The organism is Mycobacterium sp., assembly GCF_039583805.1.
GTDB lineage: Bacteria > Actinomycetota > Actinomycetes > Mycobacteriales > Mycobacteriaceae > Mycobacterium.
Genome location: NZ_JAVKSH010000077.1, coordinates 1 through 15,464, shown reverse-complemented (window position 1 = coordinate 15,464; position 15,464 = coordinate 1). Strand labels below are relative to the sequence as shown.

General features: G+C 70.3%; 18 protein-coding genes. 5 read left to right on the top strand and 13 right to left on the bottom strand.

Annotation, left to right across the window (positions count from 1 at the left end; genetic code table 11):
* Positions 1–240: 240 nt before the first annotated feature.
* From ABDW21_RS11745 to ABDW21_RS11715, 7 genes are all read right to left on the bottom strand, one after another.
* Positions 241–759: a copper resistance CopC family protein gene (locus ABDW21_RS11745; RefSeq protein WP_343601660.1), complete on the bottom strand. Its 519-nt coding sequence runs from the start codon at positions 757–759 to the stop codon at positions 241–243.
* A complete protein-coding gene (locus ABDW21_RS11740; RefSeq protein WP_343710472.1) occupies positions 756–1,388 on the bottom strand; it encodes a YcnI family protein in 633 nt (210 codons plus the stop codon). Before ABDW21_RS11740 ends, ABDW21_RS11745 begins: the two co-directional genes overlap by 4 nt.
* Positions 1,389–1,440: 52 nt before the next feature.
* Positions 1,441–2,097 (bottom strand): DUF6474 family protein, encoded by a 657-nt coding sequence (locus ABDW21_RS11735; protein WP_343601656.1) that lies wholly within the window; start codon positions 2,095–2,097, stop codon positions 1,441–1,443.
* 139 nt (positions 2,098–2,236) lie between these two features.
* The gene (locus tag ABDW21_RS11730; protein ID WP_343601654.1) at positions 2,237–2,635 is read right to left on the bottom strand and encodes a helix-turn-helix transcriptional regulator; all 399 of its coding nucleotides are present in this window, start codon (positions 2,633–2,635) and stop codon (positions 2,237–2,239) included.
* Positions 2,636–3,014: 379 nt separating this feature from the next.
* On the bottom strand, positions 3,015–3,548 hold the full coding sequence (locus tag ABDW21_RS11725; protein ID WP_343601652.1) for a peptidase: 534 nt from the start codon (positions 3,546–3,548) through the stop codon (positions 3,015–3,017).
* 202 nt (positions 3,549–3,750) lie between these two features.
* A complete protein-coding gene (locus tag ABDW21_RS11720; RefSeq protein ID WP_343601650.1) occupies positions 3,751–4,362 on the bottom strand; it encodes a superoxide dismutase in 612 nt (203 codons plus the stop codon).
* A 166-nt stretch (positions 4,363–4,528) separates the two neighbouring features.
* On the bottom strand, positions 4,529–4,684 hold the full coding sequence (locus tag ABDW21_RS11715) for a hypothetical protein (protein ID WP_343601648.1): 156 nt from the start codon (positions 4,682–4,684) through the stop codon (positions 4,529–4,531).
* Between the two features lie 515 nt (positions 4,685–5,199).
* Here ABDW21_RS11715 and ABDW21_RS11710 point away from each other — a divergent pair.
* The gene (locus ABDW21_RS11710; protein ID WP_343601646.1) at positions 5,200–6,339 is read left to right on the top strand and encodes a DUF4328 domain-containing protein; all 1,140 of its coding nucleotides are present in this window, start codon (positions 5,200–5,202) and stop codon (positions 6,337–6,339) included.
* A 6-nt stretch (positions 6,340–6,345) separates the two neighbouring features.
* Complete coding sequence (locus ABDW21_RS11705) at positions 6,346–7,164, top strand: glycerophosphodiester phosphodiesterase (RefSeq protein WP_343601645.1); 819 nt, start codon at positions 6,346–6,348, stop codon at positions 7,162–7,164.
* Positions 7,165–7,253: 89 nt separating this feature from the next.
* Here the strand turns inward: ABDW21_RS11705 and ABDW21_RS11700 are convergent, their stop codons facing one another.
* From ABDW21_RS11700 to ABDW21_RS11690, 3 genes are all read right to left on the bottom strand, one after another.
* Entirely contained in the window at positions 7,254–7,754 is a 501-nt protein-coding gene (locus tag ABDW21_RS11700) for a ferritin (protein ID WP_343601643.1), read from the bottom strand.
* Positions 7,755–8,109: 355 nt separating this feature from the next.
* Entirely contained in the window at positions 8,110–9,042 is a 933-nt protein-coding gene (locus ABDW21_RS11695; RefSeq protein WP_343710471.1) for an LCP family protein, read from the bottom strand.
* 53 nt (positions 9,043–9,095) lie between these two features.
* A complete protein-coding gene (locus tag ABDW21_RS11690) occupies positions 9,096–9,872 on the bottom strand; it encodes a CPBP family intramembrane glutamic endopeptidase (RefSeq protein ID WP_343601642.1) in 777 nt (258 codons plus the stop codon).
* Positions 9,873–9,942: 70 nt separating this feature from the next.
* Here ABDW21_RS11690 and pheA point away from each other — a divergent pair, with 70 nt between their 5' ends.
* Positions 9,943–10,884: a prephenate dehydratase gene (gene pheA, locus ABDW21_RS11685; RefSeq protein WP_343601641.1), complete on the top strand. Its 942-nt coding sequence runs from the start codon at positions 9,943–9,945 to the stop codon at positions 10,882–10,884.
* The gene (locus ABDW21_RS11680) at positions 10,881–11,573 is read left to right on the top strand and encodes a histidine phosphatase family protein (protein ID WP_343601640.1); all 693 of its coding nucleotides are present in this window, start codon (positions 10,881–10,883) and stop codon (positions 11,571–11,573) included. Before pheA ends, ABDW21_RS11680 begins: the two co-directional genes overlap by 4 nt.
* Positions 11,574–11,622: 49 nt before the next feature.
* Here the strand turns inward: ABDW21_RS11680 and ABDW21_RS11675 are convergent, their stop codons facing one another.
* Both ABDW21_RS11675 and ABDW21_RS11670 read right to left on the bottom strand, forming a co-directional pair.
* Positions 11,623–11,973, bottom strand: coding sequence for a metallopeptidase family protein (locus ABDW21_RS11675; RefSeq protein WP_343601638.1), 351 nt, complete (start codon positions 11,971–11,973; stop codon positions 11,623–11,625).
* A 4-nt stretch (positions 11,974–11,977) separates the two neighbouring features.
* Positions 11,978–13,309: a septum formation family protein gene (locus ABDW21_RS11670; protein WP_343601636.1), complete on the bottom strand. Its 1,332-nt coding sequence runs from the start codon at positions 13,307–13,309 to the stop codon at positions 11,978–11,980.
* 104 nt (positions 13,310–13,413) lie between these two features.
* Here ABDW21_RS11670 and serS point away from each other — a divergent pair, with 104 nt between their 5' ends.
* On the top strand, positions 13,414–14,667 hold the full coding sequence (gene serS / locus ABDW21_RS11665; RefSeq protein ID WP_343601634.1) for a serine--tRNA ligase: 1,254 nt from the start codon (positions 13,414–13,416) through the stop codon (positions 14,665–14,667).
* On the opposite strand, the gene ABDW21_RS11660 is transcribed toward serS, so the two are convergent.
* Entirely contained in the window at positions 14,664–15,146 is a 483-nt protein-coding gene (locus ABDW21_RS11660; protein ID WP_343710470.1) for a DUF2834 domain-containing protein, read from the bottom strand. The two genes, serS and ABDW21_RS11660, sit on opposite strands and share 4 nt — an antisense overlap.
* Positions 15,147–15,464 lie beyond the last annotated feature (318 nt).

Genomic DNA, 15,464 nt, shown 5'->3' with positions numbered 1-15,464 from the left:
GTCGGCCGGGGCCGGCGGGGTCGGTCCTGCGGCGGATGCGCTGTCGGGTGCGGTGCCGGATGCGCCGTCCGGTCGGTCCTGCGGCTCTGCCATGCGGCTGCTCCTTTGCAGTGTCTCGTCGCGCAAACCATTCGCGGACGTCAACGGTCGACGCCCATCATGCCAGGACCGCGACGCGGCCCGGCAGGTCAGCCCGAGCGCGGGAAGTGGCCCGGGTGGCCGAACGCATCGACAGGGCGATCAGGACCGTCGCCGACTTGCCCACCACGCCGGGCCGGCAATCAGCAGAACCACACCGGCGGCGAACAGCCACGGCGACACCCGCCGGGTCGAGGTGTTCGCGGGCGCGGCCGGCGGGCCCGGTGTGCCGGTGCCGGCCAGCGCAAGCCGAAACGACCACGATCCGGCGACCACGTGCCCGTCCGCCGACGTCACCCGGTAGTGCACCGTGTACGTGCCGGCCGGTCCCAGCGGCCGCAGCCCGACGCTGGCCACCGCCCCCTGTACCTGCGGGTCGCCGGTCGACCACAGGTTGCCGTCCGGGCCGACGACGGTCATCGCCACGAACGTGGTCTGCAGCCGCTCGTTGAACGTCGCGCTGACCTTGGCCGGGCCGCTGTTCAGCACCGCGTCCTCGGTCGGGTCGGCCGACACCCGGGTCGCGTGCGCGAACGCGACCCCGGCCGTCACCAGCGCGGTGAACGCCGTCGCCACCAGCAGCGCCAGTGCCAACACCGCCGCGCGAGCCAGGCGCCTCATGTCCGCCGCCGTGCGAACGAGATGGCGACACCCGCCGCGCCGACCAGCAGGGCACCGCCCGCCAGCCAGCGGGCGGTGGTGTCCGCCGGCGGTGCGGCCCGATCCGTCGCGGCGCCGCTACCGGGACTGCGTCCGTCCTGCGGCGGCACCGGGCCGGCGGACAGCCGCAGCGTGGGCGCCGGATATTCCGGCTCGCCGCCGCCGGGCAACGGCGGCTGATCCCAGTTGACCACGACGCCGTCGGCGTATCTCTGGGCGGCGGGGAAGCTGACGACGTCGCGGTCGTCGGGCAATGTCGTCGATATCCGGAACAGCCCGAACTGGTAGGCCGGGATGCCGGCCTGCGGGGCGGCGGTCCAGCGGACCGACCGGACCGAACCGGACGCGGCGTCGCGGTCGAGCGTGGCGGTCCAGCCGGGCATGGTGGCTGTTCGCGCCGACGCGACGCCGGGCAGGGTGATCGTGAAAACCGTCGTGGCGGCCCCGGTCGGCGACTCGTTGGGCACCTCGAAGGTGACGATCGCCGTGCCGCCCCGCACGGCGCTGTCGCTGCTGGCACGGACATGGGCCCAGGCCGGTGCGACACCCGCGGCCGATGCCAGACAGCACGCCGCCGTTGACGCCACCACGACGCGCCGGCACCACCGGAGGTTGCGGTTCTTCGCGATGCGGGACACGGCCTCAGGCCAGTCCCAGCCGCGCCATGAGATCCGCGTCGATCTCGTCGAGTTGTCGATTGATCGCGAAGTGGGCGTCGCGGCGCCGCGCGGCGGGCATGTTCTCCGCCGCGGTGACGGCCGCCGACAGGTCAGCGAGCCGCCCCGACATGGCATCCGCGAACCGCGTCGTCTCGGCGTCCTTCGGTTTCCTGTCCCGCACCGCCCGCAACGAGTGCTCCGCCCCGGCGATGCGGGCCGACAGCCGCGCGCCGTGCCCGGAGAACTGACCGATGTGGGCCACGGGGACGCCGAGCTGATCGGCTCGGCGCTGATCGATCAGCCCGCGCGTCGCGATCGCGGCGCGGTAGACCAACGGCACGACCACCGGGGCCAACAGGCGTGACACCGTCAGCGCCCGCCGAATCCGCGTCGGGGAGAACAGCTTGCCTTCGCGCGCCGCCTTCAGTTCGGCCTCGGCGACCTTCAGGGCCGTCCGGTCGCTGTCGCGCTGAGCCTTCAGCTGCGCCTTGAGCGCTGCGGCCTCGGCCCGCTGTGCCGACTTGAAAAGGCGCCTGTCGTTCTTGGCCGCCAGCTTCGCCTCGACCTTGGCCCGGGCCTTGATCGCGCGAGCCTCGGCGCGGCGGGTCGCCCGGCTTTTTCGCGTGCGGAACAGGCCCATTCCCCGGCCGCCTCCCCGGTGTCTCGGTGACTATCGCGGCACTGTCGCGATCGATCGCCCAACCCTAACCGGAGCGGGACGACCGGACGTCGCCAGGTGACATCAAGCCGGGTCAGCCGGGTATGGGTCGTCGCCCGGCTCAGTCGTCGAGGTGTTCCTTGTGGCGCAGATCGTCGATGCGGTGCAGCACGTCCTGCTGCGCCTGCGCAGACAGACCGCCGGCGCGCACGGCAATGCGGCGAACGCCGTCGTCGCGCATGGTGGCCAGCCACGACAGCTCCGTGTCGAGCTTCTCGTAGTACTCGTTGTCGGTGAAGTAGGCCGGCTTGATGCGGAAGAAGTTTGCCAACGCCGCCATCGTCGCGGCGGAGGGGTTGGTGCGGTTGCCCGAGCGTAGCTGCGACAGGTAGGGCGCCGACATCGTGATGCCCTCCGCCTTCAGCGCCGCGATCACTTCCGCCGAGGTGTGCGGCCCCCGCCCGGGCGGATACACCGTGTCGAACAGGCGGTTCAGGCGGGCAGCGAACGTCGTGCGCATCGGTATGACCTCCACCGGGCGGATAGCGCGATTGACAGCAGAGACGACTTTGCTGACCATCGTAGCGACAGTTATCGACGCAACCAAGTGCAAACTTGGCCGGCAGCGGTGCCGACACGTCGAATAGTCGTCGTCAACGCCCAGGAGGCGCAACTCATGTCGAGCGCAACGTATACACCCGATGGCCCAAGTGAATTGTGCCGCTGCCGTGCACCGTTGGTATCGCTGGCCGTTCGCGCGGGCTGCGCCGCGCGAACGCGTCGAATTCCGGGCAACTCGGCGACGGCGACGCCACGCCGAAAACCCCATTTGCTGGCCGACGCCGCGGCGCGGCCCGGACGACCGTTCCGGCGGCCCGGGCGCAGCCGGGCGCACGACGTCACGCAGCGAGCAGCATCGCCAGGATCGCGGTATCCGGGTGACTGATCAGGTCGATCCCGACCCGACTGACCAGTGAGGTCACCGTGCCGTCGGCCTCCGCCTCCACCCACGCCGCGCGGTGCTCAAGCCCCAGATGCGGCAGCCCCGGCAGCAGGACACAGCCCGACGCCGCGCCGGTGCATTCCGGCAACGAGGGCATGGTCTCCGACGGTGGATGCAACAGCAACAGCGCAGGCGGCGGGTGCTCCGCGAAATGGCCTGGCAGAACAGCGGATTCGCCGACAACCGGCCCCTCGGCCAGCACCAGGCCCACGGTGCCGGGCGCGGGGTCGTCGGGCAGGTCCTCGCGGACACCGAAAACGGTGGTCGTCGACAGCAGCCCGGGCAGCGACGCGACCCGGACCGCAACCTTCAACAGCTGCGCCCACTCCTTCGTGGAGTCAGGCCAACGGCCGGAGATCACGAACCCCTTCAGGACACCACGGGAGTGAAACGGGGCGACCTCAACAGCCCGGCCCGGCCCAGGTTCCATAACGCCCTCCGCGACACGTCGGGCCGACACCCGCCGACCAGCCGATGGGTCGATGAAATCCAGCATGCGCCCGCTTTTCCAGCGGTGCAAGCCGACACGGGCTGCGCCGCGGCGTGTGTCGGGGCGCAGCGAGACCACCCGCCACGCCCCGATCCGGCTGCCCGCGCGAGGGCGGGTAGCCGCGCGAGTCAGACTTCGGGATTCAGACCGTGGTGTGCGTGGTCGCGGCCGCGAAGCGCGACTGCACGTCCGCCCAGTTGACGACGTTCCAGAATGCCTTCACGTAGTCGGCCTTGACGTTTTTGTACTGCAGGTAGAAGGCGTGCTCCCACATGTCGACCTGCAGCAGTGGGACGACGCCGAGCGGGACGTTGGCCTGCTGGTCGTAGAGCTGGAAGGTCAGCAGATTGCCGCTGAGGCTGTCGCGGCCCAGCACCGCCCAGCCTGATCCCTGCAGGCCGTTGGCGGCGGCGGCGAACTGGGTGCGGAACTTGTCGAACGACCCGAACGCGTCGTCGATGGCGGCGGCCAGGTCACCCGTCGGCTTGTCGCCGCCGTTGGGGGACAGGTTCTTCCACCAGATGGTGTGGTTGACGTGGCCGCCCAGGTGAAATGCCAGGTTCTTCTCGTTCAACAAGATTGCGGAGTGGTCGTCTTTGTCGCGCGCCTCCGCCAGTTTCGCGAGCGCGTCGTTGGCACCCTTGACGTAGGCCGCGTGGTGCTTGGTGTGGTGAATTTCGTTGATCTGACCCGAGATGTGCGGCTCCAACGCTCCGTAGTCCCAGTCCAAATCCGGCAGGGTGTATTCAGCCACGAGATTCCTTTCGTGTCAGTGGTGACGTGCGTCCAGGGTGACATGCGTCCGGCGCTCTGTTCGCCGGTTTACCGCCGCGAGCGGGCGGCCCCTGGCGTAGTCAACCCTGCTCCATGGAGTGCGCGCACCGCAACCACGAGGAAGGTGTACGAGCGGGATGGCGGTGTCAGAGCACGACGACGGCCAGAGCCGCGAGCAGAACCAGCGCGATCAGGCCGGCGCGCATGCCGGCGACGAGGTTGAAGTGATTGAACACCGGCGAGTCGCCGTACCACTGGTTCGGCGACGCCGCCGACTGCGGACCGATCGGCTGCGCTGTCATCGGACGATCCGGTTACGCACGTTCAACTTGGCCCCTACGTGAGATGAGTCACAATGTCGCGATGGTCGCGACTATAAACGTCTGCGCAACGGTTGGCAAAGCGAGCCCCCGGTCGGCGGGCAGCGCAGCTGCGGCCGGGCACCGTGATCGATCGCGGCTGCCCGCGAATGGCCGGGCCGGGACGGTCGTCGCCGGTCCGCGGGCGGGCCCCGTCCGGCGGGTGTTTAGTGTGGCGAGCAATTTCGCTCGGCACCCGTTCGAGCTGTCGATCGCGGCGAGGCATCCGGGTCGTTATCCACAAGGACGGGGCCCCGCGGCCCAATGGGCGCCATGTCACCGGCGACGCCCCGCGCGGCCGTCTGTGGATAAACCTGTGGAAACTGTGGATACCTGGTGGTAGCTGGAATCGGACCTCGGCGGTCAGCGACCGGCGACCGCAGCCGTCGGCAGCCGTGCGCACCCGGGGTCCCCGGGCTGTTCTGCCCCGCGGCGGCGCCGGCCGTTAGGCTAGTTCGGTGATCCAGGTGTGCTCCGGGTGCGGCACACGCTGGAACGTGCGCGACCGGCAGCGCGTGTGGTGTCCGCGGTGCCGCGGAACGTTGCTGGCCCCGTCGCCAGACGGGCCCGGCGCCGACCCGCGCTGGAACCCGCGAACAGCGCCGCCGCCGGCGCCCGGGGGGCGGATGCCCGCGCGATTGCCGCCGGGTTTCCGGTGGATCGCGGTGCGGCCGGGCGCCCCGCCGCCGCGTCGGCCCCGCCGGCGGCCGCTCGGGCCTACTCCGCGCTACGCCGTGATACCGCGCTGGGGACTGGCGGACCGATCCGGCCCGGTCGCGTCGGCGCCGACGGCAGCGGCCCGGCCCGGCCCTCCGGCCGATTCGGTGCGAGCGACGTTGTTCGCGGCGGTCGTGGTGCTGGGCATCGCGGCACTCATCCACCTCGTGCGTTACCTGTTGCTGATCGTCAACCGCAACACGCTGCTCAACTCGGCGGTGGCCGCCGCCGCGCTCTGGTTGGGAGTGCTGGCCAGCCTGGCCGCGGTGCTGGCGGTGATCGTCTGCACGGTGACGCTGATCCGCTGGCTGATTGCGCGGCGGGCCGCCGCCTACGCCGCCCTGGGCTTGCCCGATCCGCGTCCCGCCGGGGCGCTGTGGATGGGCGTCGTGCTGCCGCCGTCGGTGGCGATCGTGGCTGCCATGGCGTCCGCGCTGCTGCTGGCAAAAGCCGACCATCCGCCCAGCTGGGCGGTGATGGCTGTGTGCATCGGCACCTGTTGTCTGCCGCTCGCCGCACTGGTCTGGCCGCTGGTCTACGTGGTCGAGCTGGCGAGCACCGAAGACCGCTACACCCGACTGGGTGAGGCGATCTGGGGGTGGTGGCTGCTGTGGCTGCTGAGCGCCGTGACCTCGGTGTTCGCCACCACGACCGGCGGGGCTCATGAGGCGCAGGGAATCGCCAACAACACGGTCGCGATAACGGTCGCCTATCTGCTGGCGTCGGGCGCCGTGCTGGCGACGGCGCGAGTGTTCGAGGGCTTCGAGCGCAAACCGGTCGGCCGGCCCGCCCATCGCTGGGTCGTGGTCGCCGACGATCGGCACGGCGCGCCGGAAAGCACCCGGGCAGTTGAGCCGGAGGGTGAAGAACCGGCAGCATAGAGGCTTATGACGCGGGCCGACGAGGTGTTCGCCCGGCACCCACACGTGGTCGCCCACCGTGGCTCCTCGGGCGCCCGGCCGGAACACACGCTGGCCGCCTACGAACTCGCCCTCAAGGAAGGCGCCGACGGCGTCGAATGCGACGTCCGCCTGACCCGCGACGGTCACCTGGTCTGCGTGCACGACCGGCGGCTGGACCGCACGTCGAGCGGCGCCGGACTGGTCAGCACCATGACGCTGGCTCAACTACGCGAGTTCGAGTACGGCGCCTGGCACGGCAGCTGGCGTCCCGACGGCGCGCACGGCGACAGCAGTCTGCTGACCTTCGACGCGCTGGTCTCGCTCGTGCTGGACTGGGAACGGCCGGTGAAGATCTTCATCGAGACCAAGCATCCGGTTCGGTACGGCGCGCTGGTGGAAAGCAAGGTTCTGGCGGTGCTGCACCGCTTCGGGATCGCCACGCCGGCGTCGGCCGACCGTTCGCGTGCGGTGGTGATGTCGTTTTCCGCGGCGGCGGTGTGGCGCGTCCGACGGGCTGCGCCGCTGCTGCCCACGGTGCTGCTGGGTAAGGCCGCCCGATATCTGGCCAGTAGCGCGCCGACGGCCGTCGGCGCCACGGCGGTCGGTCCCTCGCTGGAGACGCTGCGTGCCCATCCCGAGCTCGTCGACCGTGCCGCCGCCGCGGGCCGGGCGGTGTACTGCTGGACGGTCGACGAGTACGACGACGTTCAGTTCTGCCGGGAAGTGGGGGTGGCCTGGCTGGCCACCGACCATCCCGGCCGGGTCAAGGCGTGGCTGGGCAACGGTGTCACCGGATCGGACTGATCGCCGATCCATCGCGGACGTCACCGGTGGGGTGCGGCGAGCGTTGTCGGCTTACCGAGTGTTCCGGTGCTGCGTGCGGGTCGGGTGGACTACGAGTTGATATCCCGGGCGACGAATTCTTCCAGATCGAGGAGGTTGTCTCCGGCGCGCTCGGCGGCCCGCAGCAGGGTCGTCATCGTCGCCTCTTCCTCGCGTTGCTCCTCGAGGAACCACCACATGAACTGCTCGCCGAGAAAGTCGCCCTCCTCGCGGGCCGCGGCCACCAGCGCAGCGACTTGCCTGGTGACCGTACGCTCCAGGCCGAGTGCCAACGCGATCGCGTCCCGAGGGGTGTCGAACCGGTTGCCCACCTCGTCGGCTCCCGGGATCTCAACGCTCACATCGCGGTCGATGAAATAGTGCACGATCTTCATTGCGTGTTCGCGTTCCTCGTCGGCCTGCTGGTAAAAGAATTTAGCCAGCTGCGGCAGGTCGTCGTTGTCAAAATACGCCGCGATCGCAATGTATTGCTGTGTCGCAGTGAACTCATTGCGGATCTGCTCTTGAAGGAGCCCGTGGAATTTTGTCTGAGGGGTGTCGTGACTGGTCATGACGGTGAGGTTACCCAGCTCGGAGGGTCATTTCAACCAAGGTGATGCTAATTCAGGTCAGCTTTTCCTAAGTAAAGCAAGCCTATGTTCAGTAAATTGATTGACGAGTCTGCTGCGATTTAGCCACCGAACCATGACGTCTAATAGATACAAGCCGTTTCCTGTTGGATTCGGTCGGGCCTTTAGGCGGGTGGACGGGCTGGGGGCGCGGTGGTATGTGCTGCCCGCCTGTCCGCCCGGTGGGCATCCAAGGCGTTGAGTTTGCGTCCAGGGCTGCGACACGACGAAAACCACAGCCCTGAACGCAAAATCAAAACGGAACGCGCCCGCAATACAGGTAGGCGTGCCCAACCTGTCACCGACCCACGCTGCTACCCGGGCCCGCCGAGGACACGGCCGGCACCGGCTCATCGGCGGCCAGCGCGTCGAACAGCTGCGCGGCTGCGGCGTGATCCCACACCACGACCGAGCCGGAGTCGCTGCCGGTGAGCTCGCCGATCGGAACCGTCATCGTGGTGGTGGAGCCGCGCAACGCCCAGGCCAGCCGGGCCAGCTGCCAGACGTGCTCGCCGGTGTCGACGGTCAGCGCGGCGGCCGCGGCGCGGGGGACCGCGTACCAGCGCCACGGGTTGAGCCAGACGGCGGGGCGGGTGGCACGGCGCAGCATCGCCGCCGCCAGGTTCCGCTGGTTGACCATGCGGTCCAGGTCGGCGCGCGGGGTGGCCCGGGTCCGGACGTACCCGAGTGCGGCACGGCCGTCGCGCTCCTGGCAGCCGGCAGGCAGGTCGAGTCCGGCCAGCGGGTCGCTGATCGGCGCGGACAGGCAGATGCGGACGCCGCCCAGCGCGTCGACCAGGTCGGCGAACCCGCCGAATCCGACTTCGACGTAGTGGTCGAGACGCAGGCCGGTGGCCTGCTCGACGGTCCGGACCAGCAACGGCGCACCGCCGATGGCGAACGCGGCGTTGATTTTGTCGCGGCCGTAGCCGGGAATCGGCACGTAGGAGTCGCGCGGCATCGACACCATCGTCGTCGCCGTGCCCGACCCCCACACCGGGACGTGCACCAGCAGGATCGTGTCGGTGCGCCCGTCGCCGACGTCGCCACCGGTGGCCAGTGTCTGCTGCTGCTTCCAGGTGAGGCCGCGGCGGCTGTCCGAGCCCACCAGTAGCCAGTTCGTGCCTCGCCCGGCGGGCGGCCGGTCGGGATATCCGGCCAGCACCGGCTCGCGGTGCAGCGCGCCGTCCAGCCACAGCGCGCCGCCGAAGACGCCGGCGGTGACCAGCATGACCGTCAGCACGACGAGCGCCAGCAGCCGACCCCACACGCGCCGCCGGCGGCTCACCCGAGCAGCCATCCGAGATGGCCGGCCAACAGGGCGTACCCGACGAACGCCACGGTGTCGATCAGCCCGTGTGCCAGCACCAGCGGCCACAGCCGGCCGGTGCGCTGCCACACCGTCCCGAACACCAGGCCCATCGCGACGTTGCCCAGCCCGGCGCCGAAGCCCTGGTAGAGGTGGTAGGCGCCGCGCAGCACACTTGAACCCACCAGTGCCACGCGCGGGTGGACGCCCAGCTGCGACAGCCGGGTGAGCAGATACCCCACCACGATGATCTCCTCGGCCCAGCCGTTGGCGAACGCCGCCGCCACCAGCATCGGGATGCGCCACCAGGTGTCGCTCAGGCTGGACGGGACGACCGACGCGTCCAAACCCAGCGCCCGCGCGGCCCGGTAGAGCGCCAGACCGGGCACCCCGATCAGCGCGGCCAGGCCGACGCCGCCCAGCAGGTCTCGGCGCAGGTCGAAGCGGCCCAGCCCGATCCGGGCGGGCGACGTCCCGCCGCGCCACAGCAGGTACAGGCCCAGCCCGCCCCAGGCGATCAGCTGAGCGACGCCCGCCGCGTTCAGGCCGAAGTCGATCGGGCCGAAGTAGGACCGCCGGGGATTCAGCGGGATGCGCTGGGTGCTCAGATTGCGCAACACCGCGTCGGTCAGTTGCAGGGCCGCGGTGACGGAGCTCAACCCGAACGTGACCGCCAAGACGACGATCAGCTCGATGCGCAGCGCCCGGCGCTGCGCGGGATCGCCGTCGAGTTCCCGTCCGGGCGCGGTCACCTCGCCACCGTAACGGCTCGTCACGGCGACGGTCAGTGGCGGCGGTGCCGGAGCCGATAGTGTTTTGGTCGTGGTTGCCATCGCCTACCTCGGCCCCGCGGGGACCTTCACCGAAGCGGCGCTGCTGCAGATGACCGAGGCCGGCCTGGTTCCGCAGCACGGCCCGGGCGCTGTGCGCCCGATGCCCGCCGAGAGCACACCGGCGGCGTTGGACTGCGTGCGCAGCGGCGCGGCCGGCTACGCGTGCGTGCCGATCGAGAACTCGATCGACGGTTCGGTGACGCCCACACTGGACGGCCTGGCGATGGGGTCGCCGCTGCAAGTCTTCGCGGAGCTGACGCTGGATGTGGCGTTCTCCATCGTCGTCACGCCCGGCCGCGCAGCAGCCGACGTGCGCACTCTGGCCGCTTTCCCGGTCGCGGCCGCCCAGGTGCGGCGCTGGCTGGGCGAGCACCTGCCCGGCGTCGAACTGCGCCCGGCCAACTCCAACGCCGACGCCGCGCAGCAGGTCGCCGACGGCTGGGTGGACGCCGCGGTCAGCTCGCCGCTGGCGGCGGCCCACCGCGGGCTGGCGGCGCTTGCCGAGGGCGTCGTGGACGAGCCGAATGCTCGCACCCGTTTCGTGCTGGTCGGCCCGCCCGGCCCGCCGCCGGCTCGTACCGGCGCCGACCGCACGTCGGTGGTGCTGCGGATCGACAACGCACCGGGTGCCCTGGTGGCGGCGCTGGCCGAGTTCGGCGTCCGCGACATCGACCTGACCCGGATCGAATCCCGGCCCACCCGAACGGAGCTGGGCACCTACGTGTTCTTCCTGGACTGCATCGGCCATATCGACGACCACCCGGTCGCCGAGGCGCTCGCGGCGTTGCACCGTCGCTGCGCCGACGTGCGCTACCTGGGTTCCTGGCCGACCGGCGTCGCGGCCGGCGCGATGCCGCCGCCGGACGAGGCGGCGGGCTGGCTAGCCTCGCTGCGCGACGGCTCGGCTGCGGGGCGGGAGCCGCGGCAATGAGCGGCCGGTTGGTGTTGCTGAGGCACGGCCAGTCGTACGCCAATGTGGAGCGCCGGCTGGACACCCGCCCGCCGGGGACGGAGCTGACGCCGTCGGGCCGCGACCAGGTACGCGCGTTTGCGCGCACCGGCCTGCGGCGGCCTGGCCTGGTTGTCCACTCGGTGGCCGTTCGGGCAGCGCAGACCGCCGCCGAGATCAGCGCCGAACTCGCCGTCGCGGCCCACGAGGTCGCCGGTATCCACGAGGTCCAGGTCGGTGACTTGGAAAATCGCGGCGACGACGACGCCGTGGCCGAGTTCAATGCCGTCTACCAGCGCTGGCACCAGGGTGAGCGTGATCTGCCGCTGCCGGGCGGGGAGACCGCCAACCAGGTCCTGGAGCGCTACGTTCCGGTGCTGCTCGACCTGCGCATGCGCTACCTCGACGACGACGACTGGACCAGCGATATCGTCGTCGTCAGCCACGGCGCGGCGATCCGGCTGACCGCGGCCGTGCTGGCCGGCGTCGACGCCGGCTTCGTGGTCGATCACCATCTTGACAACGCCGAAGCCGTGGTGCTGGCGCCGATCACCGACGGCCGGTGGAGCTGTGTCCAGTGGGGTGACCTGACCCCGCCGTTCTCCCCGGCTGCGCAGACCGCGCCCATGGAGTCCGGCCCCGTGGAGTCCGGCGCCGGCCCGATGGGCTGAGGCTGAGACGGCCGGCGCCGAGGGCTCGGCGCAGGAGCAGCCTGCGTCGTCACGCCCAGCCCAGCTCGTGCAGTCGGTCGTCGTCGATACCGAAGTGGTGAGCGATCTCGTGGATCACGGTAATCGCCACCTCGTCGACGACCTCCTCGTCGGAATCGCAGATGTCCAGCAGCGCGTCGCGGTAGATCGTGATGGTGTCCGGCAGCGAGCCGGCGTAGCTGGAGTTCCGCTCTGTCAATGCCACGCCCTCGTAGAGTCCCAGCAGGTCGTCGTCGTCGGGATGGCGGTCGGCGACCAGAACGACGACGTTGTCCATCACCGCGGTCAGCTCGGGTGGGATCAGGTCGAGCGCGTCGGAGACCAGCGCGTCGAACCGGTGCGCATCCATCGGCACGGCCACCCGGCTACTCCCCGGGTGCAGGCAGGTCTGGTGCCGGGGCGTCCGGCGGTGGGGTGTCCGCGGGCGGTAACGGTGCCGCGGGCGGCGGTGCGGGGGCGGCCGGCCCCTGCGCCGGCGCGGCGGGCTGCTGGGGTGCCGGCGCGGCGGGCTGCTGCGGCAGGTGCTCGTTGCCCTGCCGCTGCCCGGCCGGCGACGACGGGCTGGGGGCGCTGGGAGCCTGCGGTGGGTTGGCTGGTGGCGGGCTGGCGGGCGGCAGAATCGGCGGCAGGTTGAGCCGCTCCGGGGGGATGTCCGGGGGCGGAACGGGAGGCTGGCCGTTGATGCGCAGCCGGCCCTTCGCGCTGTTCAGCAATGTGGCCCAGCCGCCGTTGCCCAGGGTCGCGCCGATGCTGCAGGCGACTTCGCGGCTGCCGGCCGACCAGCTCGGCAAGGTCAGCGTGTTGTAGATCAGCGTCAGGGTGGTGCTGCGCAGCTGGACCGGGGCGAGGTAGGCGTCGGTCAACCGGGTGCAGGTGTCCTTGATGAAGGCATCCTGCTGCGGTTCGGGAGGCAGCGCGTCGGGGAACTTTTCGGCCAGGTTGACGGTGCCGGTGACCTCCATCGCGTGCGGCGCGGCGCAGTCGACGGGAATGTCGGTGGGCTGGTTGGCGGACGTGTCGATGCCCAGGCAGGTGCCGTCGGGCCACACCCGGGACTGGTCGAGGTCGGCGACCTTGCCCGTGAAGGCGGTCTGCTGATTACCCACGCCGGGCAGCTGCAACCCGCACAGCACCCGGCGCTCGCCGGCCTGCCGCCATGCCTTGTCGCCGGACCACAGCATGCTGATGACGAACTTGCTGTCGGGGTCGAATTTGGCGCCCAGGTAGCGGCGCACGGCCGGCTCGCACTGCTCCTGACTGATCTGCTCGATGCGGGCGGGCGATGGCGGCGCGGCGCCGGGACCGTACTCCGAGCCCGGGAAGGTCCGCATGTCGATGGACTCCGCGACCTCGAATCGGTGGTCGTCGTTGCAGTTGACGACGGCAGCGGCTTCCGGTGTGCGTTCCGGCCACATCAGGCAGTCGCCGCTGACGGCATGGGCGAAGGCATCGCTGCCCTTGACGCCGTTGCCGGGCATCGGGTTGATGTGGCTGGCCAGCCGGCTCGGACCCACGTCCGCGATCGGAAGCGCGGTGACCAGCCCGGCGATCAGCAGAGCTCCCAGCGCCGTCAGCAGCAGCGCTCGCTGGGTGGCCGAGGCGCGCCGGGTCAGTAGCCGCAGCAGCCGCGCCGGCCGGGATTGCGGGCGGCCGGGAGCGGGACCGTCGGGATTGGGCACGTCTGACATCGGTCCCATTCTGGCATCGGACGGCGAGTGGCGTGACAAGAGTTGCGAATGTGGCTGTCGTGCGACCACCTCGCCATGCTCGGCAGTACCCGCCGAAAGTAGGGTTCAAGACCGTGATCGACCTGAAGCTGCTGCGCGAAGCCCCCGACGTCGTGCGCCGGTCCCAGCTCAGCCGCGGCGAAGACCCTGCCCTGGTCGACGCGCTGCTGGCGGCCGACATCGCCCGGCGGACCGCGATCGCGACGGCCGACACGCTGCGCGCCGAGCAGAAGGCCGCCAGCAAGCAGGTGGGCGCCGCAGCCGCCGACGAGCGCCCGGCGCTGCTGCAGCGCGCGAAGGAATTGGCCGATCAGGTCAAGGCGGCCGAAGCCGACCAGGCCGATGCCGAGTCGGCATTCACCGCGGCGCACCTGGCGATCTCCAACATCATCCTCGACGGCGTGCCCGCCGGGGGCGAAGACGACTACACCGTCGTCGACGTCGTCGGCGAACCGGCCGTCATCGAAAACCTTAGGGACCACCTGGAACTCGGCGAATCTCTGGGCCTGTTCGACATGCAGCGCGGTGCCAAGGTGTCCGGGTCGCGGTTCTACTTCCTGACCGGCCGCGGTGCGCTGCTGCAGCTGGGGTTGCTGCAGCTGGCGATGCGGCTGGCAGTCGACAACGGCTTCATCCCGATGATCCCGCCGGTGCTGGTGCGCCCGGAGGTGATGGCCGGCACCGGATTTCTGGGCGCGCACGCCGACGAGGTGTATCGGGTGGAGGCCGACGACCTGTACCTGGTGGGCACCTCCGAAGTGCCGTTGGCCGGCTACCACTCCGGCGAGATCCTCGACCTGTCCGGCGGGCCGCTGCGGTATGCGGGGTGGTCGTCGTGCTTCCGCCGCGAGGCGGGCAGCTACGGCAAGGACACCCGGGGGATCATCCGGGTGCATCAGTTCGACAAGGTCGAGGGCTTCGTGTACTGCACGCCCGCCGAGGCCGAGGCCGAGCACGACCGGCTGCTGGGCTGGCAGCGCCAGATGCTGGCACTCATCGAGGTGCCGTATCGGGTCGTCGACGTCGCCGCCGGCGATCTGGGCTCCTCGGCGGCCCGCAAATTCGACTGCGAGGCATGGGTTCCCACCCAGGGGACCTATCGCGAGCTGACCTCGACGTCCAACTGCACCACGTTCCAGGCGCGCCGGCTGGCGACCCGCTACCGCGACACAGCGGGCAAGCCGGCGATCGCGGCGACGCTCAACGGCACGCTGGCCACCACCCGCTGGCTGGTGGCGATCCTGGAGAACCACCAGCGCCCCGACGGCAGCGTGCGGGTCCCCGACGCTTTGGTGCCGTTCGTCGGCACCGAGCTGCTGGAGCCTTAGGCGTTGACTTTTATGCGGGCGTGCTCGTGGCGGTGCTGCCGCTCGACGGTGGCGAAGTAGAACGCGAACGCGAACGCGAAGCTGGTGAACAAGCTCGACACGAAATACAGCCATGGCCGCCGCAGCCCACGCCGATAGCCGTCCACGACCGTAAACAGCGGCAACAGAATGACATTGGCGATCGTGTAGTCCTGCCCGGCCGACGATGCCGCCGGGTTGGTGAACATCAGCCGGATGTAGTCGGCCCAGCTGCCCGGCCCCCAGAACGGGTTCGGGTTGCCGTTCGCGTACTGGTGCACGAAGCGGACGTTGAAGTACCAGCCGGCCGCGACCGATGCGACGCCGACGACGTAGTACACGCCTTCCAGCACCGAGAACCAGTGTCCGCCTGCCGGTTTCGCGTAGACCGCCGGGTTGGATGCGATGATCCAGCCGACGACGGATAACCCGAGGACTGCATGGACGAGTAGCGAGACCATGGGCGCAGTCTCACGCAGTCCCACGCGCGTCGCAAAGTTTTGTCAATATTGACACTGGTGGCAGGTGACGCTCCTGCTTGTCGTGTCTTCGGGTGCGTTGCCGGCCGCCGCGGAGCGGCACGGGACAGGACCGGCTCCAGTCGGCCACAGGGGTCGCGACTGTCCCTGCATTCTCTTGGGTCACTGTGGTTTTGCCTGTGGATGGTGGTGGCGGGCGCCGGCGAGTTCTGATAGTATTCGAACATGTGTTCGAGTGGTCGGGAGGAGGTCGTCGCGGCGTTCGACGCGCTCGACGCCGCCCTGGACCAGGTGCTGGCG